Origin of the sequence: Pseudoclavibacter sp. RFBG4, from assembly GCF_002931515.1 — a bacterium.
In the GTDB taxonomy this organism is placed as follows: domain Bacteria; phylum Actinomycetota; class Actinomycetes; order Actinomycetales; family Microbacteriaceae; genus Pseudoclavibacter.
This window is the reverse complement of record NZ_PSYC01000002.1, coordinates 1-23,706: the sequence shown is the minus strand read 5'-3', so window position 1 is coordinate 23,706 and position 23,706 is coordinate 1. Positions and strand designations below refer to the sequence as shown.

General features: G+C 69.6%; 21 protein-coding genes. 15 read left to right on the top strand and 6 right to left on the bottom strand.

Annotated elements, in window-relative coordinates:
* Positions 1-6: 6 nt before the first annotated feature.
* Positions 7-537, bottom strand: a complete 531-nt coding sequence (locus tag C5E10_RS00760; protein ID WP_146080109.1) for a hypothetical protein — start codon at positions 535-537, stop codon at positions 7-9.
* 127 nt (positions 538-664) lie between these two features.
* Positions 665-1,210: an RNA polymerase sigma factor gene (locus tag C5E10_RS00755; RefSeq protein WP_181062574.1), complete on the bottom strand. Its 546-nt coding sequence runs from the start codon at positions 1,208-1,210 to the stop codon at positions 665-667.
* A gap of 337 nt (positions 1,211-1,547) precedes the next feature.
* Between C5E10_RS00755 and C5E10_RS18980 the strand changes: the two genes are divergently transcribed.
* On the top strand, positions 1,548-1,718 hold the full coding sequence (locus C5E10_RS18980) for a hypothetical protein (protein WP_160074469.1): 171 nt from the start codon (positions 1,548-1,550) through the stop codon (positions 1,716-1,718).
* 137 nt (positions 1,719-1,855) lie between these two features.
* On the opposite strand, the gene C5E10_RS00750 is transcribed toward C5E10_RS18980, so the two are convergent.
* Positions 1,856-2,554: a class F sortase gene (locus tag C5E10_RS00750; protein WP_258070944.1), complete on the bottom strand. Its 699-nt coding sequence runs from the start codon at positions 2,552-2,554 to the stop codon at positions 1,856-1,858.
* Positions 2,551-3,273 (bottom strand): CHRD domain-containing protein, encoded by a 723-nt coding sequence (locus C5E10_RS00745; RefSeq protein ID WP_104240657.1) that lies wholly within the window; start codon positions 3,271-3,273, stop codon positions 2,551-2,553. Before C5E10_RS00745 ends, C5E10_RS00750 begins: the two co-directional genes overlap by 4 nt.
* Before the next feature lie 191 nt (positions 3,274-3,464).
* Between C5E10_RS00745 and C5E10_RS00740 the strand changes: the two genes are divergently transcribed.
* The 3 genes from C5E10_RS00740 (at position 3,465) to C5E10_RS00730 (ending at position 7,028) form a co-directional block, all read left to right on the top strand.
* Positions 3,465-4,043: an RNA polymerase sigma factor gene (locus C5E10_RS00740; protein WP_258070943.1), complete on the top strand. Its 579-nt coding sequence runs from the start codon at positions 3,465-3,467 to the stop codon at positions 4,041-4,043.
* Entirely contained in the window at positions 4,036-4,851 is an 816-nt protein-coding gene (locus tag C5E10_RS18975; RefSeq protein ID WP_181062573.1) for a hypothetical protein, read from the top strand. The genes C5E10_RS00740 and C5E10_RS18975 overlap by 8 nt, the downstream gene beginning before the upstream one ends.
* Positions 4,852-5,453: 602 nt before the next feature.
* A complete protein-coding gene (locus tag C5E10_RS00730) occupies positions 5,454-7,028 on the top strand; it encodes an HNH endonuclease signature motif containing protein (RefSeq protein WP_181062572.1) in 1,575 nt (524 codons plus the stop codon).
* Between the two features lie 357 nt (positions 7,029-7,385).
* On the opposite strand, the gene C5E10_RS00725 is transcribed toward C5E10_RS00730, so the two are convergent.
* A complete protein-coding gene (locus C5E10_RS00725; protein ID WP_146080108.1) occupies positions 7,386-8,558 on the bottom strand; it encodes a CdaR family transcriptional regulator in 1,173 nt (390 codons plus the stop codon).
* A gap of 163 nt (positions 8,559-8,721) precedes the next feature.
* Here C5E10_RS00725 and C5E10_RS00720 point away from each other — a divergent pair, with 163 nt between their 5' ends.
* Positions 8,722-10,089, top strand: a complete 1,368-nt coding sequence (locus C5E10_RS00720) for an MFS transporter (RefSeq protein WP_104240505.1) — start codon at positions 8,722-8,724, stop codon at positions 10,087-10,089.
* Positions 10,090-10,198: 109 nt separating this feature from the next.
* Positions 10,199-11,542, top strand: coding sequence for an ArgE/DapE family deacylase (locus C5E10_RS00715; RefSeq protein ID WP_104330002.1), 1,344 nt, complete (start codon positions 10,199-10,201; stop codon positions 11,540-11,542).
* 114 nt (positions 11,543-11,656) lie between these two features.
* Here the strand turns inward: C5E10_RS00715 and C5E10_RS00710 are convergent, their stop codons facing one another.
* On the bottom strand, positions 11,657-12,550 hold the full coding sequence (locus tag C5E10_RS00710; protein WP_104330001.1) for an MBL fold metallo-hydrolase: 894 nt from the start codon (positions 12,548-12,550) through the stop codon (positions 11,657-11,659).
* Positions 12,551-12,873: 323 nt separating this feature from the next.
* Between C5E10_RS00710 and C5E10_RS00705 the strand changes: the two genes are divergently transcribed.
* The 9 genes from C5E10_RS00705 (at position 12,874) to C5E10_RS00665 (ending at position 23,601) form a co-directional block, all read left to right on the top strand.
* A complete protein-coding gene (locus C5E10_RS00705) occupies positions 12,874-14,412 on the top strand; it encodes an ABC transporter substrate-binding protein (RefSeq protein WP_104330000.1) in 1,539 nt (512 codons plus the stop codon).
* Between the two features lie 148 nt (positions 14,413-14,560).
* The gene (locus tag C5E10_RS00700) at positions 14,561-15,502 is read left to right on the top strand and encodes an ABC transporter permease (RefSeq protein WP_181062571.1); all 942 of its coding nucleotides are present in this window, start codon (positions 14,561-14,563) and stop codon (positions 15,500-15,502) included.
* A complete protein-coding gene (locus C5E10_RS00695; RefSeq protein WP_104329998.1) occupies positions 15,499-17,511 on the top strand; it encodes a dipeptide/oligopeptide/nickel ABC transporter permease/ATP-binding protein in 2,013 nt (670 codons plus the stop codon). Before C5E10_RS00700 ends, C5E10_RS00695 begins: the two co-directional genes overlap by 4 nt.
* Positions 17,508-18,584, top strand: a complete 1,077-nt coding sequence (locus C5E10_RS00690) for an ATP-binding cassette domain-containing protein (RefSeq protein ID WP_104329997.1) — start codon at positions 17,508-17,510, stop codon at positions 18,582-18,584. The genes C5E10_RS00695 and C5E10_RS00690 overlap by 4 nt, the downstream gene beginning before the upstream one ends.
* A gap of 79 nt (positions 18,585-18,663) precedes the next feature.
* Complete coding sequence (locus C5E10_RS00685) at positions 18,664-19,410, top strand: arylmalonate decarboxylase (protein ID WP_104307870.1); 747 nt, start codon at positions 18,664-18,666, stop codon at positions 19,408-19,410.
* A 29-nt stretch (positions 19,411-19,439) separates the two neighbouring features.
* The gene (locus C5E10_RS00680; RefSeq protein ID WP_104329996.1) at positions 19,440-20,630 is read left to right on the top strand and encodes an NAD(P)/FAD-dependent oxidoreductase; all 1,191 of its coding nucleotides are present in this window, start codon (positions 19,440-19,442) and stop codon (positions 20,628-20,630) included.
* Positions 20,627-21,340, top strand: a complete 714-nt coding sequence (locus C5E10_RS00675; RefSeq protein ID WP_104240496.1) for a GntR family transcriptional regulator — start codon at positions 20,627-20,629, stop codon at positions 21,338-21,340. The genes C5E10_RS00680 and C5E10_RS00675 overlap by 4 nt, the downstream gene beginning before the upstream one ends.
* Before the next feature lie 3 nt (positions 21,341-21,343).
* Positions 21,344-22,729, top strand: coding sequence for an MFS transporter (locus tag C5E10_RS00670; RefSeq protein WP_104329995.1), 1,386 nt, complete (start codon positions 21,344-21,346; stop codon positions 22,727-22,729).
* Positions 22,730-22,788: 59 nt separating this feature from the next.
* Entirely contained in the window at positions 22,789-23,601 is an 813-nt protein-coding gene (locus C5E10_RS00665; protein WP_104330014.1) for an isochorismatase family protein, read from the top strand.
* Positions 23,602-23,706 lie beyond the last annotated feature (105 nt).

Sequence of the window (23,706 nt, the reverse complement as noted above, 5' to 3'; positions counted from 1 at the left end):
GACGCCTCAGAGCTTCCCGTACGCCTCCATCGCGTCGGTCAGCCCCCGCGCGAGGATGTCCTTGCCGAAGGCGTCGGAGTTCTCGTCGAACTCGCCCTCCAGCTCGAGGTCGGCGTTGAGCGTCAGCGTGAGGTCATCGAACCTGGCGACGTAGCGGCCCGAGGCACCGGCCTGGAAGAACACCTCGACCTCGACGCCGCTCACCTCGATGAGTTCCGAGAGCTCGTCGGCCTCGGTCGGCCCATCCACCCACAGCAGCAGCGTCGGCGCCGACTTCATGCCGTCGCGCCACTCGCAATCAGGGTCGGGCGAGAGCGTCTGCCCTGACGACGGCGACACGAACCCCGCCGCCGTCAACGTCTCGTCGGAGATCGCCGCGCACGGGTCGATGTCGGCGTAGCCCGACTCGACGAGCGCCTCATCCGGGGTCACCTCGACGCCGTTGCGCGTATAGGTCACGTCGCTCACGCACCCCACGAACCCGCCAAGCGACACGGCGGATGCACTCAGCACGGCCAGCAGACGCGTCGCTCTCATGAACCCGAGCCTAGAGAACAGCCCCGCGGGCCACAATCATTCGATGCGCCCTGCAGGCCGCATCACCAGGTGCGCAGATAAGGATGCGCCCGCAGCCGCGACGACCGGACGCGCCCCGAACACCGCGTCAGCGCCAGTCGGCCATGGCGATCGCGAGGGCCTTGCGGGCCCGGGCGATCGAACCGCGGACGGTGCTCACGGGCAGCTCGAGCTGTTCGCCGATGTCCTGGTAGCTCATCGACTCCAGCTCGCGCATCACCCAGCAGCGCCGCTGCTGCTCGGGAAGCCGCGACAGCGCGATGTGCAGGGCGGCGGAGAGCAGCGCGAGCTGCGCGTTGGTCGTCGGCGACTGCGTGTCCGACGCGGCATAGTCGCCGTCCTCGACGCTGTCGTGCTCGCGTCGGCGCCTGAGCACGTCGACGCTTCTGGACGCGACGATGCGCAGCATCCAGGACCGCACGGCGGCCAGATCCTTGAGCGTCGAGATCTTGGTCCACGCGTCAGCGAGCGACTCCTGCACCACATCGTCGGCTTCGGCGTCGGAGCCGAGGCGACGCCGCGCGCAGACGTACATGAGGGTCCGGTACCGCTGCACGAGCAGGTCGAAGGCGCGCGCGTCACCGAGCGCGGCGAGGCCAGCGAGGAACTCATCGCTGTCGTCGGCGTCCGCCACACTCCGGAACTGTGCGAGGGCCTGCGAGCGACCGCGGGTCTTCGTTCGGGATGCAGCGGATAGCTCCCGTGGAGCGTCAAGGGCAAGCATGGACACGGACCTCACCTCCGGCTGCCCGACGTGAGGTCGGGCGCGCCGCTGTTGGAGGGCTCCCCACCCGTTCGAGTGGCCCGCGGAACCCGGGCGCATCGCCGCGCCTGCCATCCATTCGGAGCGGACGAGGGATGGGATTGCGAGCCTTCGAGTGCTGGTGCGTGACCGTGACCTCGGGCTGCGCTGGCCTCACTCAGATCGTCGTTTGGCTTGCTCCTCGCGATTAGTTAGTTAGACTAGCTATATGTCCGATACGAGCGTCGACCACGAAGTCGAGAACCGACAGGCAACCCCCGCCGACGGCTTCTGGGACGCCTACCAGCGCAGCACGATGCCACGAGAAGCCATCGCCATCTGCGGCGTGGTGGTCATCATCAGCACCGGAATCGCCACGGCGATCTCCACCTTCTTCTAGGCGCGACGGGACCCGCCGGAGCGGCTGGCCAGAGGCGGAGCCTGGGCAACCGGGCGCCCCGAAGCGACGAGCCACAGACCCCACCTTGAGCAACCGGCCGAGCGGCGAGAGCCGAGCCGAGCGCTGAAAGACGAGCGCTAGACCGCCGCCGCGAACACGACGACGTTCTTGTCGTAGTGCCCCACGTCGCGGTCGAAGTAGCCGCCGCATGTGATGAGACGCAGCTCGTCGCCCGGCACCGCGCCGAAGACGCGCGCCGTCGGGAACTCGGCCTTCTCGACGGTGACGACCTCGGTGACCTGATAGCTGGTGACGCCGCCTTCGACATCACTCACGCTCACCACGTCGCCAGCGGCGAGCTCGTCGAGCCGGAAGAACGCGGCTGGGCCGGCGAGACCGTCGACGTGGGCCGCGATGACCGTCGGCCCCCGACCGCCAGGCTTGCCGCCACCCGTGAACCAGCCGATCTCGTCGAAGTCCACGGGCACCTCCATCTTGCCGTCGGCGGCGATGCCGAGGTCGATGAGCGTGTCCTCGACGCCGATCGCCGGGATCGACACCGCCGTGGGGGCGACGCCTTCCTGGAGCACCTCGACGCCACCCGCCGGGGGTGCCGCCGGAGACTCGACCGGCGCCGACGGGGTCGCCTCCGGAGCGGGTTCGGGAGCGGACTCCGGAGCGGACTCGACCGCAGTCGTCGAAGGCTGGACACCCTCGGGAGGTGAGGCGTCCCCGCTCGGGGCGGCCGCGCATCCGCTCACGAGGAGCGCGGCCGCCACGACGAGCACCGGGACGCGCAGCGCGCGCCCCGGCACCCGAGAGAAGTTCCTGGTCACTGACCCGCTGCGCGAGCCTTGCGCGCAACCGCGAGCCCGGCGACGCCGGCAACGGCGAGGCCGCCGAGGCCAAGGAAGCTGAGCGTCATCGCGTCGAGGCCACCAGCGGCTGCGGCTCCGCCGGCTCCCGTGTCGACGCCGCCGACCGGAACCTGCACGAGCTGGCCGCGGACGACGCCGGCCTTGAAGTCAGCCGTGTGCGAGTCGCCCGTGAAGCCGGCCGGGTTCGCCTCGATCTGCTTGAGCGTGAAGCCCTCACCCGTGTCCGTGCCGGCGTCCGAGTTGAGGCCCGTCGTGAACGGGCCCTCGAGGCATCCGCTGCTCGTGCGCGTGCCATCACCGTTGTCGGTGGGGTTCGGGAAGGCGATGCGCGGCGGGCCAGCCTGGCCCTCGGCAGCCTCGTGGATGTGCGTGGCGGTCTTCGCGGGGCTCTCGTACTCGCCCGTCACTCCCGTGAGGGTGATGTCGTAGCAGATGATGTTCAGGTCCGAGTTGATGCGGAAGTCGAACTGGCCCATCGCCCCCGGCTCACCCGGCGTCACAACACCGTCGTTGTTGATGACCGCATCCGGAGTCGCCATGACCGTGTAGGCGCTCGTGAACGAGTCCGGCTCGGCGACCTCCGTCTCAGCGGTGGCGGGAGCTGCGGCGACAAGGGCGATGGCGGCGGCAGCTGTGGCGCCGAGGGCGAGCGACTTCGCGAACGTGTGCTTGGGCATGAGGGGTGCCTTCCTGCTTCGCAGCTCCCCGATGGAGCCGTCGTACAGGGGCATACGGCGGCGACCCGTCGCGCGTTCATCGGACTTCGAACTTTTTCTGACGAAGATTTCGGGAAGCCCCCTGAACGCTGGACCCGATCCGGCGGTACTCCCCTGTACCAACCCGAGTTGAGTCACCGGAGGGAGCAGCCGTGAGCACTGCCGTTATCGTTGACCGCGCACGGTGGTCGACGACGAGAGGACACGCCCGTATGGCGGATGCGCCCCACTCGTTCGACCTGCACTCGGCGTTCCGCGACCACGGCAGCGTGCTCCTCGGCTTCACCGTCAACGCCCTCCGCGACCGGCCGCTCGCCGAGGACTGCGTGCAGGAGACCTTCCTCCGAGCCTGGCGCGCCCGAGACAGCTTCGACTCCACCAAGGGCGGCGAGCGGACCTGGCTCTTCGCGATCGCCCGCAACGTCATCTCCGACGCGCTGCGCGCCCGCGACCGGCTCCCCCGCATCGCAGCCTCCGACGCATCCACCGCCTCCGCGGACCTCCCCGCCGAGACCCCGGACCCGCTGATCGGGCTCGGCCTCACGGAAGCGCTTGCCCGCCTGCCGGACGAGCAGCGGGAGGCGATCGTCGCCATCCACCTGACCGGGTACAGCTACGCTGAGTTCTCCGCCCGCTGCGGGGTGCCCGTCGCCACTCTCCGCACCCGCGTCTTCTACGGTCTCCGCGCCGTCCGCGGCCACCTCGACGAACCTGGAGGAGCTCGTGACTGACCACAACGCAGACCGCCGCGGCGAGCTCATCGCCGCCGCCCTCGTCGGCGAACTCAGCGCAGTCGAAGCCGCCGAGTTCGAGCGGATGCGCGCTTCCGACCCCACCATCGACGCCGAGTTGGCCGAGCTGCGCGCCCTGACGGGACAGCTCTCCGACCACCCCGAATGGCTGGATGCGACACCGAGCGATGAGCTTCGCGACGCCGTGCTGGCATTCGGGGTTGCCGACGGTGGCGGCGATGACCCTCGATCGAGTGACAGCGGCAGCGGCAGCGGTAGCGGCAGCGGCGGTGGCAGCGGCAGCGGCAGCGGCCGTGACCCTGACACAGAAGGGCAGGCCGCGCCGGTCACGCCCGTCACGCCACTGCGTCGCCGGCGCTTCGGCGGCGCCCTGCTCGCCGGAGTCGCCGCCGTGGGCCTTCTGGTCGGCGTCGTCGGCGGCTTCTTCCTCCCCCGCCCCGAGACGCCGCCGCCCGTCGGCGACCCAGGAACGCTCGGTGCCGTCGAACCCGTCGACTTCCAAGGCGAACCCGCCGGCGTCGAGATCGACGGCAGCGTCGTCGCGCACACCTGGGGCACAGAGACCCTCCTCACCGTCACCGGCCTGCCGAGCGGCGAGTTCTACTCGGTGGTCGTCGTGGATGCGACCGGAGACGACGTCGGATCGGGAACCTTCCTCGGCTCCGAGGTCGAGATCAACTGCGCCGTCAACGCTGCAGCGCTGCGCGAAGAGGTCACGAGCGTCGAGATCCGCGGGGAAAGCGGCGACGTCGTCGCCGCTGCCGCGCTCCCGCGAGTCGAGGGGTAGTTTCCGGGGCAGGCACCGCCGGGGCGAGCGCTTTCGGGGGCGAGCACTGCCGGAGCAGGCGCCTTCGGGGGCAGGCACCTTCGGGGGCGGTCGCTGCCAGGACAGGCACCTTCGAAGGCGAGCACTGCCGGAGCAAGCACCTTCGGGGCGGGCGCTTTCGGGACGGGCGTGTCCGGGACCGGAGGGGTCCGGCGTGAGTCGGGACGAATCCGGGCCGGCTGTCTATCGCCAGACGTGCCTGGGATGAAGCTCGGGTCCACTGTCGGTGGCGCGTGGTCTGCTGAGCCGAGAGGCGGGCCTGCCTGGCAGCCCGGGCGCTCCCTCCATCGACGCGAGATGGAGCGCGTGCCGGTGAAACCGGGGCGTACCTGGTTAGTACCTCCACTTGTACATTCGAAACTAAAAACTAATTTGTTGGGAAAAGTCCTGTTCAACTATTGATTGAACCGGACCAAGTTGCTACACTCGAATCAATCTTGGGGGAGGTTATCGTGGCATCGCAGGCGGAGCAGGAATCGGGTCGACAGTCGTCGGCGCAGCCAGGACAGCCATCGGCGCAGCCAGGACAGCCATCGGCGCGGTCGTCAGTGGAGACGGCTGTCGTGGACGCGCTTCTTGAGGCGCGGTGCCCGCTGACAAGCCTTCCGGACGCAGAGATCGTCGTCGTGCTCCGCGAGCTCGCTGCTCGCCGACGCGTCCTGGACGCCGCGCTCGTTGAGGTAGCCGGTGAACTCTTGCGCCGCGAAGACGAGTCTCCGCGAGCGGAGACGGTCGCTCGGAAGTCCGGGTTCCGGAACCTCCCAGCGATGGTCGAGCAGGTGCTCGCGGTGAAGCCCTTCGAGGCGAAGACTCTCGTGCAGCTCGCAGGGGCGACGAGGGAGCGGATGAGCGCCACGGGTGAGTCGATCCCGCCGAGATACGCGGAAGTGTCGAAGGCGGTGGGCTCCGGGGTCATGTCGGTGGCGCAGGCAGCCGCGATCACGAAGGGGCTCGACCGCACCGGCAACCGCGTGGACGTCGACGAGCTCGCGCGCGCCGAGATCGAGCTGGTCGCGTCCGCGTGCGGCCTGAATCCGGAAGATGAACAGCCGGCGGTGCCGAAGGTGCTCGAGGTGCAGGCCGCGACCTGGGTTTCCTACCTCGACCCCGACGGCGACGAGCCGCGCGCCGACAAGATCGCCGAGGAGCGCGGCCTCTGGTTCACGCGGCGCACCGACGGCGCGGTGTCAGGGAAGTTCGTCGCGACGCCCGAGCAAGGCGAGCAGCTGATCTCGGTCTTCGACGCGCTGCTCTCTCCGCGCCGAGCCGTGGAGTTCCCGGCCGCGTCCGAGTGCGGGGAACCGACCGCGCCAGCGTTCGGTGCCGACAAGCTCCCGTCCGGCGCCGGCCGCACCGACGGTACTTGCGGGGCTCACGACGGTGCTCCCGGGGGTGACGACAGCGACGACCGTGCTGACGGCGCTGACGGTGCTCACGGCTGTGCCGATGGCAGTGACGGTGACAACCGCGGCGACGTCGGTGAGGACGAGATCGTTGACGTCCCACTGGTTGACCCGCGGTCGATCGAGCAGCAGCGCATCGACGCGCTCACGATGATCGTCCGTGCCTACGCCGAGTCGCCCGACGCGCCCCGCACCGGCGGTGAGGCACCAACGGTCATCATCGTCACCACCACGGCCGGGCAAGACGGCACAGCCACCCGCCCCGAAGACCTGCCCCACCTCGAGCGCACCGGCGAGCCAGTCCCACCGTCGATCGCAGCCCAGGTCGTCTGCGACGGACTCATCCGCATCGCGATCGCCGGCACCAACGGCGAGATCCTCGACCTCGGCCGCAAGCAACGCCTCTTCACCACAGCCCAACGCCGAGCGATCGCGACCCGCGACCGCCACTGCCGCGCACCCGGATGCAGCGCACCAGTGCGCTGGTGCGAAGTGCACCACGCCCTCCCCTGGAGCGAAGGCGGACCAACCGACGCGAGAGACGGCATCCTGCTGTGCTCCTTCCACCACCACGAAGTGCACCGCGAGAGACTCACCCTCACTCGCAGCAGCAACGGACGCTGGCACGTCGTGCCCACCATCGGACACCACGTGCCACGGAGAACGGTCCGACGCCTCGGATACGCACCCAGCAACACCCAGGCCGCTCGACCGCAGTTCAACCGAAGACCTTGAAGGCCTTGAATCCCCTGAAGCCCTTTAGGCCCTTCAGGCTTGAATTCCTGCGACCCTGCGACCCTGCAAACCCACGGTGCCGCAGACCGCGGCCCAACAGGTCAACGGGTCAACGGGTCAACGGGTCGACGGGTCAACGGGTCAACGGGTCAACGGACCCACGAACCCACCAACACGAGCCCGAGCCCGAGCCCGAGCCCAGATTCCCGCGGACCCACGAACCCGAGACCTCACGCGCTCACGGCTCACGGACGCTTACAGGCTCACGGACCCAAAATCTCACGCGCTCACGAGTCGCGGACGCTCAGGGCTCACGACTCACGACTCACGGCCCTACGGCTCTACGGCTCTACGGCTCTACGGTCGACCTTCCTCCGCGCCCCTGGCCGCAGCAAGCACGACCTTGATCGTGGCCGCGTCATCGGGAACCGTCGGGTCGAGACCTGCCGCCGAGGCGAACTTCGCCAGCCGGTTCATGATCGTGTTCCGGTGGCAGAACAGCACACCCGCAGCCTTCGACGCCGAACCGGAGGCCATGTACACCTCGACGGCTTCCACCAGGAGATCCCGTTCCGACGAAGGCAGGAGCGCGAAATCGCGGAGCGCATCCGCAGCCAGGCTCGACGCCACCGGCCCAAGCCTCCGCACGACAAGGCTCGGCCAGTGCTGCGCGAGCACGGCAGCCCGCCCCGGAACAGCGAACTCAGCCAGCTCGGACGCCAGCTGCCACATCCCGCTCAGCGACGACAGCGTCGCCGCCGACTGGGAAACGCCCACCTGCAGATCCGCGAGCGCCAGCTGCACCAACACACCCGACGAACCGACCACACCGGCCACACCCGACGCACCTGCGATCACCGCGAACTCGACACCGTCCAAGCGCAGGCACACCGCCGCGGGGAAGACGTCCTGCACATCCGCGGCGAACCCGGCCGCTGCATCCTGATGCGCGACGGCGACCCAGTACGGTCCAGCGAGAGGAATCTCGAGCGCTTCCGCCGCCTGCACGTGCAGCTGCGAGTCGTCGATCCCACCCCGCAGCAGACGACGCAGCAGGAACGCCTGCTCCTGCTCGAGCTCCGCCTTCACCTGCCCAAGCTCGAGCATGTACCCCGACTGCACGCTCGTCGTGTGCGCCTCCACAACCTCCCAGATCGCGACCACGTCGTCGGACAGGCGGTCAGCCTCCCCAGGCAGACGGTCGTTGAGCGCCTGCCAGATGAACCGGAAGTCCATGCGCACCGCCCGCAGCAACGACTCGAGCGGCACCCCCTGCCTGACCCGCTTCCGGCCGATGGCCCGCGAGTGCGCCCGCAACTCATCCTCAAGTCGCTCCCCACCCAGCTGACGGAACATGAGGCCCAGCGTCGTGAACGCAGTGCTGTGCACGTCGCGCTCCGCGATGACCGACTCCACGTAGCCGGTCAGCGTGCGCACCTGGCTCACGTAGAGCGTCGTGATCTCATCGAGGTCGGCGAGGCACGACCGGATACCGCGCCGCAACGCTGGCGAAACAGACTCGTCATCCACTCGCCGAAACTCCGCTCAGATTGTGCATTTGCCCATCCTAACCGCGCAATCGAGTGGGCCTGGCGATTGCTCAACCCCGCCGATCCGGGGTTGCATAGGAACACCGACGTCACCGCAGACGTGCACGTTCACATGCAGGCCGTTCCCCAACATCGGAGCCACCATGTCCCACAACACCCAGACCCCCGCCTCGGGCGCAGCCTCGGGCCCACCCTCGGGCGCCCCAGCCAGCGCGCCGAAGGTCAGCCTCAAAGACGCGCGGCGCATCGCCTTCGCCGCCTTCGTCGGCACCGCCCTCGAGTGGTACGACTACTTCCTCTTCGGCACTGCCGCGGCCCTCGTCTTCAACCGCCTCTTCTTCACCGACCTCGACCCGGCCGGCGCCACCCTCGCCGCCTTCGCGACCTTCGGCGTCGGCTTCGCGGCCCGCCCGATCGGCGCCGTCGTCTTCGGCTGGATCGGCGACCGCTACGGCCGCCGCCCCGCCCTCCTCACCACCATCGTCATGATCGGATGCGCGACAGGACTCATCGGCGTCCTCCCCGACTACCTGGCAGTCGGCATCGCAGCCCCCATCATGCTCGCCGTCCTCCGCCTCGTGCAGGGCTTCGCCGTCGGCGGCGAATGGGGCGGCGCGACCACCATCGCCATCGAGCACTCCCCCGAGAAGATGCGCGGACGCTTCGCCGCCCTCGTGCAGATCGGCTCCCCCGTCGGCACCCTCGTCTCCTCCGGCGCCTTCGCCCTCGTGCTCATGATGCCGCCCGAGACCTTCGACGCGTGGGGTTGGCGCCTCCCCTTCCTCCTCGCGTTCCCGCTCCTCGGCATCGCCCTCTACATCCGCCTCAAGGTGGAGGAGTCCCCCGTCTTCAAGGAGCTCGCCGCGGCCGGCGAACAGGTCAAGGTCCCCGTCCTCGAGCTCTTCCGCAAGTCCGGGCTCCGCCTCCTCGTCGCCGTCGCAGCAGCCATGCTCGGCGTCGGAGGGTTCTACATGATGACCACCTTCGTCGTCTCCTACGGCACCAACGTGCTCGAAGTCGACCGGCAGGTGATGGTCAACGCGACCCTCATCGCCGCCGTCCTCCAGATCGGCGTCACCATCTTCGCCGGCCGCCTCGCCGAACGCTTCGGCCCCGGCCGCATGACCGTCGTCGGCGGGCTCACCACCGGCATCGCCGCCTTCCCGCTCTTCTGGCTCATCGACACCGAGAGCCCCATCGCCATCACGGCAGCCGTGAGCATCGGCATCGCCCTCATCACCCTGTCGTACGCCGTCACTGGGGCCCTCCTCGCGGAGCTCTTCCCGCCCCGACTCCGCTACAGCGGCGTCTCCCTCGGCTACAACCTCGCCGGCGCCATCAGCGGATTCCTGCCCCTCATCGCGACCGCACTCATCACCGTCGGCGACGGCTCATCCTGGCCCGCCGTGCTCGTCCTCATCGGCATCTGCCTCGTCACCGTCATCGGCGGCGCCTTCGGCGAGCGGATGCGCCTCCGCGACGACATCGTCGAGATCGACCACAACGCGTAACCGACACCGCCAGCTCACGGACCGCGTGCGCCCCACCGCGAGCGCCCCACACAACGACAAGCGCCCCGCCCGACCGCGAGCGCCCCCCAAACGAAAGCAGGACCAGAGCATGACCACACCGACCAGCAGCGACATCGACTCCAGCGCCACCGCCAGCCCGGACACCGCGACTGCCAGCCCCCTCAGCGACGAGCAGCGCCAGCGCATCCTCGACGCCGTCGACGCCGCCTTCGACCAGCAGGTCGCCTTCACGCAGGAGCTCGTCCGGCACCCGTCGCTTCGAGCCAACGAGTCGTCGGCGCAGGACCTCCTCTACGGCGCCATGGCCGGCCGCGGCCTCACCATGGACCGCTGGGAGCTCGACCCCGTCGAGCTCGCCACCCACCCCGGAGCCGGGGCCGTCGAGATCTCCTACGAGGGCCTCGAGAACGTCGTCGGCACCTTCACCCCACCCCAGGAGCGCGGAAGCTCGCTCATCCTGAACGGACACATCGACGTCGTCCCCGAAGGCCCCGAGAGCCAGTGGGCGCGGTCCCCGTGGAACGCGACCGTGCGAGACGGCTGGCTGTACGGCCGCGGCAGCGGCGACATGAAGGCAGGCCTCGTCGCCAACCTGTACGCCTTCGATGCCGTCCGGGCGGCGGGCCTCGCGCCGACGGGTCGCATCCACTTCGAGTCCGTCGTCGAGGAGGAATGCACCGGCAACGGCTCCCTCTCCGCGCACCTGCGCGGCTACACGGCCGACGCCGTCCTCATCCCAGAGCCCGAGGAAGACATGCTCGTGCGCGCCAACACGGGCGTCATCTGGCTGCGCCTCCGCGTCGACGGCAAGCCCACCCATCCCCGTGAGATGCAGACCGGCTTCAACGCCATCGACGCCGCCTACTACGTCATCGGCGAGCTCCGGAAGCTCGAGGCCGACTGGAACGCCAAGCAGGGCGAGCACCGCTACTTCGAGGACCTCGACCACCCCATCAACTTCAACGTCGGCAAGATCCAGGGCGGCGACTGGGGCTCCAGCGTGCCGGCCTGGTGCGAGGTCGACGTGCGCGTCGCCCTCTACCCCGGCATCACCGCAGACGCGGCGTGGGCCGAGATCACCGATACCCTCGACTCCGTCACCGCAGACAGCAACGGCAACCCCATCGTCACGACCGCGACGAAGACCGGCTTCTACGCCGAGGGGTACGTCCTCGAAGAGGGCGGCGCCGCCGAGCGGGCGCTCGAACGCAGCCACAGCGCAGCCTTCGGGGGCGCCAAGCTCGAGTCGTTCGTCACTCCCGGCTACCTCGACGGTCGAGTCTTCGTGCAGTACGCCGACACCCCCGCGCTCGTCTACGGCCCCGTCTCCGAAGCCATCCACGGCTACGACGAGCGGGTGAACCTCGAATCGGTGCGCCGCATCACGAAGTCGATCGCGCTCTTCATCGCCGAATGGTGCGGGGTGGAGTAGCGAGCAGCGAGCAGCGAGTAGCCAGCAGCAAGCACGCGCCGCGCGCGACCTCGACCTCGGCACCCGCCGAGCAGTCGAGGCCGTGCGCGGTTCGTCACACCCCGGGGCGACGCGTCAGCTGAATCTCGGCCCCTCGGCGATCGCGAACCCACCCTCGCCGTCCGATTCGACGTAGAGCAGCTCGTGAGAGGCGACGTGCCCCGCGAGCATCGGAACACCAGTCACCGCGCACTCCTCGAGCAGAGCGCGCCTCGTGGACTCCGCGACCTCCCTCATGGAGCAGAAGCTCGACGACAGACCGGGCTCGGCAACCTGCAGGACGTGGTGCAGCGCATCCCCCGAGATGATCGCGACCGTCGAACCCGACGCCGGGTCGAGCACCCGAACCACCATGTGCCCCGGAGTATCGCCGGGCGCGTGCTCCAGCACGACGGACGGCGACGCCCGATGCGGAAGCTCGACCACGTCCGCTTGCCCCGCCAGGAACACCGGCTCGATCGAGTCGGCCCAGAAGTCGCCGTTGCGCTCGAACATGCCCCTGGCGCTCGGCCCCGTGATGAAGGCGCGATCGAGCTCGTTGAACAGGTAGCGCGCGTTGGGGAATGTCGGCGACCACCCGCCCGCCGCATCCGCCACCGTGTTCCATCCGACGTGGTCGCAATGCAGGTGCGTGTTGACGACGACATCGACCTCGGCAGGGTCGACGATCGCGGTGAGCTCCTCGAGCCACGTCGTGGCGAGCCCGTTCCACATGTCCCGGATGCGCGGCTTGCCGTTCCCGACCCCCGTGTCGACCACCGCGACGAAGCCGCGTGAGCGCACGACGTAGCTGCTCGACGCCATCACGAGGCGGTCGGTGCTCGCTTCGTAGTCGTCCGGCCCGAGGGCGGCGATCTGCGGACGGAGCGAGTCGGTATCGACGAACATCTCCTCGACGGGGAGCATCGCCGAACGCGACTCCTCGATGCGGTAGATCTGCGTGTCGCCTGCTGTCAGCAGCGGTCGCATGGTGCCCTCCTCGACGTGTTCGAGTCCCCGGGCGCCACTTCTGGCGCACGTGAGACCCCGGGCCAGATGGCCTGCATCCACCCTGAGTGCACCATGTTGCCTGGAGGTTTCATTGCATGCAATGAGTGTTACCAGCGCGTAAAAAGCCGCCTATCTGGTCAAGATTGCATGCAGTTTGCGGCTAGCGTCCATCTCACCGGCTCAGAACATAGCCGAACCACCACCGCTTCACCGCCTCACCGCCTCACCGCACCCTGCTTCTCACCGCACCCCAGCTCCTCCTCCCAGCTCCGCTCACCTCGTCGCTCCCGGAAAGGACGCGCATGCGTTCCCACAGACTTCGCGTCGGCACCGCCGTCGCCATGCTCGGCATCACCACCCTCGCCGTCACCGCCTGCTCCACCGGATCATCCTCGGCCTCCGAAGACGCCACCTTCGCGGTCAACATCGCCGCGCTCGAGGGCGCCCCCACCTTCGACCCCGCCGCCAACATGCGCGGCTCCGCCTTCAACTACGCTGCCGCCGCCTACGAGAGCCTCGTCACGAGCGACGCCGAAGGCGCCCTCCAGCCGGGCGTCGCCACGGCCTGGGAGTACACGAGCCCCACCGAGCTCACCATGGACTTCCGCCTCGACAGCGTCTTCGAAGACGGCTCCCCGATGACCGTCGAGCTCATCAAGGCCAACCTCGAGCGCTACCAGGAGACTCCGGGCACCTACCAGGCGCGCCTCAACTCGATCGACGCGATCGAGGTCGTCGACGAGGACACCCTGAAGTTCAGCCTCAACACCCCGGACCAGTCGCTGCCGGAGGCCTTCTCCCTCACCGTCGGCATGATGGTCAGCCAGGCCGCCCTCGACGACCCGACGCTGCTGCTCACCGACACCTACGGCTCCGGGCCGTGGATCCTCGACTCCTACACGGAGGACAGCGAGTACAGCTACATCCGCAACCCCGAGTACGCGGGCCCCATGGACGTGCAGGTCGACGAGCTCAACATGTTCGTCATCACCGACCTGACCGCCCAGCTCAATGCGCTCCTCGCCGGCGACGTCGACATCATCTCCGCCCAGTGGAGCCAACGCGACCAGGCGGAATCCCAGGGCTTCGCAGCCGCCTCCAACGAGTCCAACGTCGGCGGCCTCATGCTCTTCGACCGCGGCGGCGACGTCATCCCCGAGCTCGGCGACGTGCGCGTCCGACAGGCCATCAACTACGCCCTCGACCGCGACGCCATCGGCACCGCCCTCTGGAGCGACTACCAGCGAGGCACCTCCTCCGTCTTCGGCAAGTTCACCTCCGCCTACGACGAGTCGCTCGACGACTACTACGACTACAACCCCGAGAAGGCGAAGCAGCTCCTCGCGGAGGCCAGCTACGCCGACGGGTTCGAGCTCCCCATCCTCAGCCGCACCATGTTCGGCGAGAACAAGCGCCTCGAGGCGACCATCCCCTACCTCGAAGCCGTCGGCATCACCGCCACCCTCTCCGACCGCACGAACGACTACTTCGACGCCATCACCAACAAGGAGTTCGGCGCTTCCCAGGGCCAGCAGAACGGCGGCATCGACTCCTACGTCAACAGCATGAACATGCTCGCCCCCAACGCGCAGCTCAACCCGTTCGGCACCGACGACCCCGAGCTGACGGCCCTCATCGCCGACGCCTCCAGCGAGCTCGACGCCGACGCGGCAGCCACGAAGTGGCAGGCGGTCAACAAGTGGGTCGTCGAGAACGCCTGGTTCGCGCCGGTCGCCTTCTACCACACGCACACGGTGTGGGATGCGGAGAAGCTCGGCGGCGTCGAGCTCGCCGCCGGCCAGGTCTTCCCGCTCCCCTTCAGCTGGACACCCGCCGAATAGGCACCCGGGCTCCCGCAGCAGCCGCAGCACCGCACCGCGTTACCCAGCACGCAGCACGCAGCACGCATCGCGCATCACCGGATGCGCGGGGAGGCGCCCCCTCCCCGCGCATCCGCCCAGCACCATCACCAACCTGAAAGGAGCACACGTGGCCCTCTACATCCTCCGGCGAGTCGGCATCACCGTGCTCATGGTCTTCCTCGTCGTCTCGGCCGCCTTCTTCCTCGTGGCCCTCATGCCGAACGACGTGACCCAGACCATCCTGGGCCCCGACGCCACCCCGGAGGCCCGCGCCCAGCTGCGTGACGAGATGGGCTTCAACGACCCGATCCTCATGCGCTACCTCGCCTTCCTCGGTGGCCTCCTGACCGGCGACCTCGGCGTCTCCTACCTCAGCCAGCAGTCGGTGACGATGCAGGTGCTCGAGCGGCTCCCCGTCACCCTCACCCTCTCGATGGGCGGCATCCTCCTCACGACTGTGCTCGGCATCGTGCTCGGCATCCTCGCCGCGAGCCGCGGCGGCTGGCTCGACACCATCATCCGCGGAGCCGCCGGCGTCATGCAGGCCATCCCGAGCTTCTGGCTCGCCGTGCTGCTGGTGCTCGTGTTCGCCGTGAACCTCAAGATGTTCCCCGCGTCCGGCTGGGAGCCCTTCACGGAGGACCCCGCCGAGTTCCTCCGCCGCATCACGCTGCCCCTCATCTCCATCGGCATCGCGGGCACCGCGGCGGTCGCCCGCCAGGCGAGGGTCGCGATGCTCGACGTGCAGGGCCGAGACTTCATGCAGACCCTGCGAGCGACGGGGCTCCCCGAGTGGCGCATCGTCTGGCTGCACGGGCTCCGCAACGCCGCCATCCCCGTCCTCACCGTCATCGGCCTCCAGTTCGTGGCCCTCTTCGGCAGCGCCGTGCTCATCGAGCAGGTCTTCGCGCTCCCCGGCGTCGGCAAGCTCGTCGTCGACTCCGTCAACCTCGGCGACATGCCCATCGTGCTCGGTGTCGTCGTCGCCCTCAGCGTCGTGATCCTCGTCATGAACCTCGTCATCGACATCCTCTACGGCATCATCAACCCGAAGGCGAGGCTCGCATGACCCGCGTCCGACGCACCGACACCGCCCTCTCCAGACTGCTCAGCAAGCCGGGAGCCGTCGTCGCCCTGGCCTTCCTCGTCCTCCTCGGCCTGTCGGTGATCTTCGCCGACCTCGTCGCCCCGCTCGACCCGCTTGCCCAGGATCTCGCTCTCGCGCGTCAGCTGCCGAGCGCCGAGCACCTCCTCGGCACCGACGACCTCGGGCGCGACGTCTTCTCCCGCCTCATCCACGGCGGCGCAGCGACCCTCGGCGGGGCCGTCCTCGCGGCGGTCGTCGCGATGGGCATCGGCATCCCCCTCGGCATGATCGGCGGCTACTTCCGCGGCTTCACCGACACCCTCGTCTCCCGCTTCGCGGACTTCTTCCAGGCCCTGCCCACGATCGTCATCCTCATGGCCGTGATCGGCGCCTTCGGCAACAACACGACCGTCGCGATGGTCACCCTCGGCATCGCGATGAGCGACGGCTTCGTCCGCCTCGCCAGGGCCACGACGCTGCAGGTGCGGCGAGAGCTGTACGTGGATGCCGCGAACGTCGCCGGCATCGCACCCGGCCTCATCCTGTTCCGCCACGTGCTCCCCAACATCCGCGGACCGCTGCTCGTGCAGCTCTCCATCACGATGGGCGCCGCCCTCCTCATCCAGGCTGGCCTCGGCTTCCTCGGCCTCGGCACCCCGCCCCCGGCACCCAGCTGGGGCGGCATGATCAGCGAGGCCAGCGAGCTCATCTACCTGCACCCGTGGCTGCTCGTGCCGAGCGGCGTCATCATGATCCTCTCCATCCTCTCCTTCAACGTCGTCGGCGATGCGCTCGCCGGCAACCGCCCCGGGACCACCCTCGCCCGCTCCTTCTTCCGCAAGAAGCCGGCAGCCCAGGTCGCCACCAAGCCCGTTGCCGTCGACGACCCGCAGCCGGACGTGGACGACGCCATCGTCTCCGTGCGCGACCTCAGCGTCTCGTTCACCGACAGCACCGGCGAGTTCGCGGTCGTGCAGGGCGTCTCCTTCGACGTGCGCCGCGGCGAGGCCCTCGGCATGGTCGGAGAATCGGGATGCGGCAAGTCGGTGACCGCGAAGAGCCTGCTCGGCCTCGTCGCCCCAGGCGGCCGCGTCTCGAAGGGCGAGATCGTCATCGACGGCACCAATATCGTCGGGCAGAGCAACAAGCAGCTGCGCGCCGTGCGCGGCTCGAAGATCGCCCTCGTCTCGCAGGAGCCCATGACGGCCCTCGACCCGACGTTCACGATCGGAGCCCAGCTGCGCGAGGCCATCGCCCACCACACGGGCCGCAAGGCCGGCGAAGTGCAGGAGCGGGCGCTCGAGCTGCTCCGCCTCGTCGGCATGCCCGACCCGCAGCAGGCCGCCGCCAGCTACACGTTCCAGGTCTCCGGCGGCATGGCGCAGCGCGCCGCCATCGCCATGGCGCTGACGGGCGAACCCGAGGTGCTCGTCGCCGACGAGCCCACGACCGCCCTCGATGTGACCGTGCAGGCCGAGATCCTCGACCTGCTGCGGCGCCTTCGCGAAGAGCTCGGCCTCGCGGTCATCATCGTCACGCACGACCTGGGAGTCGTCGCGGACACGTGCGACCGCGCCGTCGTCATGTACGCCGGGCAGGTCATCGAGGAGGCCGACGTCGACACGCTCCTCACGGCCCCATCGCATCCCTACACCAGGGCCCTGCTCGCGGCGATGCCCGCCAACGCCGTCGCCGGAGTGCCGATGGATGCCATCAGCGGCGCCGTGCCAGCACCTCGCGACTGGCCGACCGGGTGCCGCTTCGCCGAGCGCTGCGCCTTCGCGACCGAGCGCTGCCGCACCTCCCCCGTCGCCCTCACCCTGCAGCGCCGCGGAACCGGAAGTGCAAGCGGAAGCGCAGATCAGCGCCCAGCCGTCGGCCAGCAGCGCTCCGGCATGGCCCGCTGCGTGCGGGTCGAGGAGGTCGCCAAGGCGGCCCGCACCGGCTCGGCCACCCAGAACTCCAGCGTGAAAGAGAGGAGCATCGCATGAGCGAAGAGCTGCTGAGCGTCGACCACCTCCAGATGCGGTTCAAGAACCCCCACAACCGCGCGCAGACCGTGCACGCCGTCGACGACGTGAGCTTCACCGTCGCCCCCGGCGAGATCCTCGGCGTCGTCGGGGAGTCCGGCTCGGGCAAGTCGACCATCGGGCGCTGCATCCTGGGCCTCGAGAAGCCGAGCGACGGCAGCATCCACTTCGGCGGCCGCGACCTCACGAAGCACTCGCTGCTCCGCAACCGTCGCGACATCGCCAAGCAGCTGCAGGTCGTCTTCCAGGACCCGTACAGCTCGCTCAACCCCTTCCGCACGATCGGACAGACCCTCGCGGAGCCGCTCCAGGCGGCCCTTCGCCTCTCCGATAAGCAGGCGGATGCGCGGGCCCGTGACATGCTCGAGACGGTCGGCCTCCCCAGGGCCGCGGCAGACCGCTTCCCCGGCCAGTTCTCCGGCGGGCAGCGGCAGCGCATCGGCATCGCGAGGGCCCTCATCATGCAGCCGCAGCTCGTCGTGCTCGACGAGGCCGTGAGCGCCCTCGACCTGTCGACGCAGGCGCAGATCCTCAACCTCCTCGCGCAGCTCGCGAAGGAACGCGGCCTCGCCTACATCTTCATCGCCCACGACCTCGACGTCGTCCGCTACATCTCGCACCGCACGCTTGTGCTCTACCGCGGACGCATCATGGAGCAGGGCCCGGCCGGTGACGTCCACAGCGCACCCCTCCACCCGTACACGGCGGCACTCAACGCGGCAGCCCCCGTGACCGACCCGGTCGAGCAGCGCAGGCGGCGCACGGCGAGAGCGGCGGCGGCAACTGCGGCTGCAGCCGCGTCAGCCACTCCGCCCTCCCCTGCTTCCCAAGCAACCCCGACCACCCCAGCCACCGGACAGCTCGGCTGCCCGTTCGCGGCCCGATGCGCCTTCGCGCAGGAGGTGTGCCTCACGAAGCGACCTGCCGACACCCCCGTCGGCGAGCGAACCGTGGCGTGTCACATGTACGACGCGACGAGCGGACACACGCGCCTCGGCGCCGGCATGCCAGCGGCCGAGCTCATCGCGAGCTGAGCGCCCCACCCCACCAGCTTCCACAATCCAGCCGAGGTGCCCCCGCACCGCGGCCACCCGAACACGAAGGAGCACGTCAATGCCAGACGTCACCGGATACCGCGCGAAGATCGGCGTCATCGTCCCATCGACCAACACGGTCGTCGAGCACGATGTCAACAAGCTCGCGCCTCACGGCATCACGTTCCACTGCGGTCGCATGTACGTCGAGCAGCAGGCCATGGGCGACCACACGAGCTTCATGGAGCTGCAGACGCAGATCCGAGGCTCCATGTCGGTGGCGCTGCGCGACGTCATGACGGCCCAGCCCGACCTCATGATGATGGGGATGTCGGCGCCCACCTTCAGCGGCGGCGTCGCCGGCAACGAGGCCTTCCAGACCGAGGTGAGCGAGCAGATCGGCGGCATGCCCGTCACCACCGGCGCATCCGCCTGCCGTGCCGCCCTCGAGACCCTCGGCGTGACGAAGATCTCCGTCTTCTCGCCATACCAGCCGGTCGCCGACAAATGGGTCGACCAGTACTTCACCGAGGCCGGCTTCGACGTCGTCAAGGTCACCGGCCTCCGCTGCCCCACCGCGACGTCGATCGCGAGCGTCACACCACGCGACCTCGTCACGGTGCTCGAGGAGATCGACACCCCCGAGACCGAGGCGATCGTGCAGGTCGGCACGAACCTGTCGTTCATCCGCATGGCCGACGAAGCCGAGACCTGGCTCGGGAAGCCCGTCGTCGCCATCAACACCGCCACCGTCTGGCACACCCTCAGGCAGGCCGGCTTCACCGACACCGTCGGTGGCTACGGCACCATCATCCGCGAATTCTGACCGCCACAGCGCACACAAAGGACCACACCATGACTGCTTCCCCCCAGTTCGATGTCATCGTCGTCGGCGGCGGCCCCGTCGGCACCACCACCGCCCTCAAGCTCGCGAAGCGCGGCATGACGGTCGCACTCTTCGAGAAGCGCGAGGCGAGCACGCTCGAGCACCGCGCATCCACCTTCCACCCGCCGACGCTCGAGATGCTCGAGGAGCTCGGGCTCACCCAGCCGCTCATCGACGCCGGCATCATCGCGCGCTCGTACCAGTTCCGGGATGCGACGATCGGCAAGATCGTCGAGCTCGACTTCGCGGTGCTCGACGACGACACGGCCTACCCGTACCGCGTCCAGGTCGAGCAGAGCCGCCTCACCGCGGCCGCCCAGCAAGTCATCTCCGGCGAGCCCAACGTCACGTCCACCCTCGGCGCCGAGGTCATCGCGATCCGTGAGAGCGACGACGGCTTCGAGGTGGATGTGCGCGGCGAGGACGGCGCCGTGAGCACCAGCACGAGCACCTACCTCGTCGCGGCGGACGGCTCGCGGTCCCTCGTGCGCGAGCACTACGACATCGACTTCTCGGGCCACACCTACCCGGAGCGCTACCTCGTCATCACGACGAGCCTGCCCCTGCACGAGATCCACGAGGACCTCGCCGTCGTCAACTACGTCGCCGACCCGGAGAACTGGCACGTCCTGCTGCGCAACCCCAGCGGCTGGCGCGTGCTCTTCCCCTGCGATCCCGCCCTCACGTCCGAGCAGCAGACCGACCCCGCCTACGTCGTGAGTCAGTTGCGTCGTGTGGTGCCCGAACTCGACGGCTACCCTGTTGTGCACGTCACCGTCTACGAAGTGCACCGCAAGGTCGCGCGGACGTTCCGCAAGGGCAACGTCTTCCTCGTGGGCGACGCGGCACACGTCAACAACCCGCTGGGAGGCATGGGCATGAACAGTGGAATCCACGACGGGCTCCTGCTCGCCGAGCTGCTGCCCGGCTACGCCAACGGCGAGGTCTCGAGCGAGGAGCTCGACGACTGGGCCGAGAAGCGCCGCGCCGTCGCCCGCCACTACGTCGGCGAGGAGACGGAGGGCAACTGGAACGCCCTCCGCGACACGAGCGAAGAGCGCCGCGCCGCGAAGCGCGCCGAGTGGGAAGCCCTCGGCCGCGACGAGACCGCCCGCCGACAGTTCCTCCTCACGTCGTCAATGCTCGCGAGCGTTCGATGATCGAGACCCCGACGCACGTGCTGCTGCCCGAGAGCCTCACGGGAGGCGACCTCGCCTACGCGGAGCTGCGCTCGCGCATCATGAGCGGCGAGTACGCGCCGCACACGGTGCTGCGCGCGCAGGCGCTCGCCGCCGAGTTCGGGCTCAGCAGGACCCCCATCCGCGAGGCGCTCCAGCGCCTCGCGGAGGCGGGGCTCGTGGCGTACATCCCCAACAAGGGCGCCACCGTCATCGGCTACACGACCGAGCAGATGGCCGAGACCTACTTCGTCCGCGCCTCGCTCGAGAGCCGCGCCGCCGGCCTCGCCGCCGACCGCATGACCGACGCCGACGCCGAACTCCTCATCGACCGCATCGAGCGGATGGACCCCCTCGTCCACGCCAGCGACCAGGACGAGATCGTCGAGCTCGGCCGCCTCAACCGCGAATTCCACGAGCACATCGTGAAGGTCTCCGGCAGCCTGCAGCTGCAGACGCTCCTGCGCAGCGTCAGCCAGGTGCCCATGATGATCCGCAACTACCAGGCGTACGGCGACACGTTCCGCATCCGCTCGAACCATCACCACCGCGACATCCTGACCGCCCTGCAGACGGGCGACTCGCTGTGGGCCGAGGTCGCGATGCGCTCGCACATCCTCGCTGCCCGCAACGCCGTGCTCCAGGGACCGGGCACCTCCACGACCGCTGGCGCTGCTCCCAACGAAGGCTGAGCCGTGTCGCGCACCACCGGGCCCACCACGGGGCCCGAGCAGCAGCATGCCCGGAATCCCCCGCTGGAAGGCGTTCGCGAGCCCAGTTCCGCGGCCCCCTCCACCCCCGCGGCCGACGCACCCACGCACGTCTGGCGAACCCGCCGCCCGGGCCGGACCGCAACCATCGCAGGCATCGGCACGACCGTCGTCACCGCGCTCCCCGTCTTCCTCGTCGGCGGCCTGTCCATGCAGCTGCGCACCAGCACGGGGCTCACTGAATCGATGCTCGGCATCGTCGTCGCCGCCTACTGGGGTGCGTCGGCCCTCCTCTCCCCGCTGGCCGGCAGCCTCTCCACGAGGCTCGGCTTCCGCTGGGGCATGGGCATGGCCTCCTCGATCGGCGGCCTCGCCCTCATCGGCATCGCCGCCTACACGCCGACGTGGCAGTGGCTGCTCGTCTGGCTCATCGTCGCCGGAGCGGGGAACTCGCTCGGGCATCCACCCTCGAACGCCCTCATCGGGGTCGGCGTCTCGACCCGACGGCGCGCCCTCGCGTTCGGCCTCAAGCAGGGAGCGGTCCCCCTCGCCACCTTCAGCGCCGGCCTCGCCGTCCCCGCCCTGGGACTCACGGTCGGCTGGCAGTGGACCTTCGCGATCGCAGGAGCGCTCGCCGCCGTCGCCGTCGCGTTCCTCGCGTGGCGGGTGCCGCGAACGCCACGAACGCCACGCGCCACGCGCCGCACTCGAGAGCGGCTCCCCCGCGACCTGCGCGTCTTCCTCATCCTCGCCTCAGCCGCGAGCGGGCTCGGCGCCGCCCAATCGAGCGTCATCGGCGCCTTCACCGTCACGACCGCCATCGGCGTCGGCTACACGGCCGCCGTCGCGGGCCTCCTCCTCAGCCTCGGCTCGCTCGCGAACATCATCGCGAGACCCCTCGCCGGCTGGCTCGCGGACCGCGGCATCGGAGGGACCCTCACCACGGTCTCGCTCATGATGCTCTCCGGCGCCATCGGCCTCGGCGGCATGGCGCTCGCCCTCCCCTGGAGCTTCGCCATCGGCGTCGTCCTCGCCTTCGGACTCGGCTGGGGGTGGAGCGGACTGCTCCACTACGCCGTCTCCAACGCCGTGCCCCGCTTCGCAGCCCAAGCCACGGGGCTCGTGCAGTCGGGCGCCTACATCGGCAGCGCGGCTGGCCCCTTCGCGATGGGGTTCGTCTTCGAGTACTTCGGGCCGACCACCGGATGGCTCGCCGCCGCCGGCATCGCACTCATCGCCGCCACCACGGCCGCCATCGCCGCACGGTTCCACCCCACGCGGCGCCGCGCGCGCGCCGAAGCCCGGGCGGGATTCCGCGAGGGATCCCGCAGCGAGGCCCGTATCGATGATCAGGCCGGGGCAGCCACGTGAACCCGCTGGCCTTCCGCTTCCAACTCCCGCACCCCCGCAACCACACGAAGGGCACCACCATGACCCCCACGACCACCGCGTCCACAACTGCACCTGCACCTGCACCTACATCTGCACCCTCTGGCGTGTCCGCTGCCGACGTCTCACCCGGCGTCTCGGGAGAGGCCCCGACCGACGTCTCCACCGACCGCACCGGCGAGGTCTCCGGCGACCTGGCCACCGAGGTCTCCGGCGACCTCTCCGCCGACAACGACTACGCGGCCGCGGGCTTCGGACAGCGCCTCGGCTTCGGACGGAGGCCCGCGCTCATCGTCATCGACTTCGTCGACGCCTACCTCGTCGAGTCGTCTCCCCTGTACGCGGGCGTCGAGGACGAGCTCGCCTCGGCCGCACGCGTGCTGCACTCGGCGCGGGCAGCCAGCATCCCGGTGCTCTACACGGTTGTCGAGCAGGACACGGGCCCCACGGGCGGCGGAGTCTTCGCCCGCAAGGCCGCCGGTCTCGCGACCCTCGCCACGGGGTCTCCCCTCGGCGCCATCGCGGCGCCCCTCACCCCGCAGCAGGGCGAGCCGATCCTCTCCAAGAAGTACGCGAGCTCCTTCTTCGGCACCTCCCTCGCCACCGACCTGACGGTGCTCGGGTGCGACAGTGTCATCCTCGTCGGGCTCTCGACGTCCGGATGCGTTCGGGCAACCGCCGTCGACGCCTGCCAGCACGGCTTCATCCCGCTTGTGGTGCGCGATGCCGTCGGCGACCGCCGTTCGGAGCCCCACGAGGCGGCCCTCTTCGACCTCGACGCCAAGTACGCCGACGTCGTCAGCGAGCAGGATGTCGTCACCTACCTGGCGGGCCTCGCAGCCAGCTCGGCGTAGGGCCGCCGCCGCGCCCGCCGCCGCGGCGGGGGGCCGCCGCGGCTCTGTTGGCGGTGGCGGCGCGGGGGGGGGGCGGCGGCGCGGCGACCCCACCCCGATCGTCAG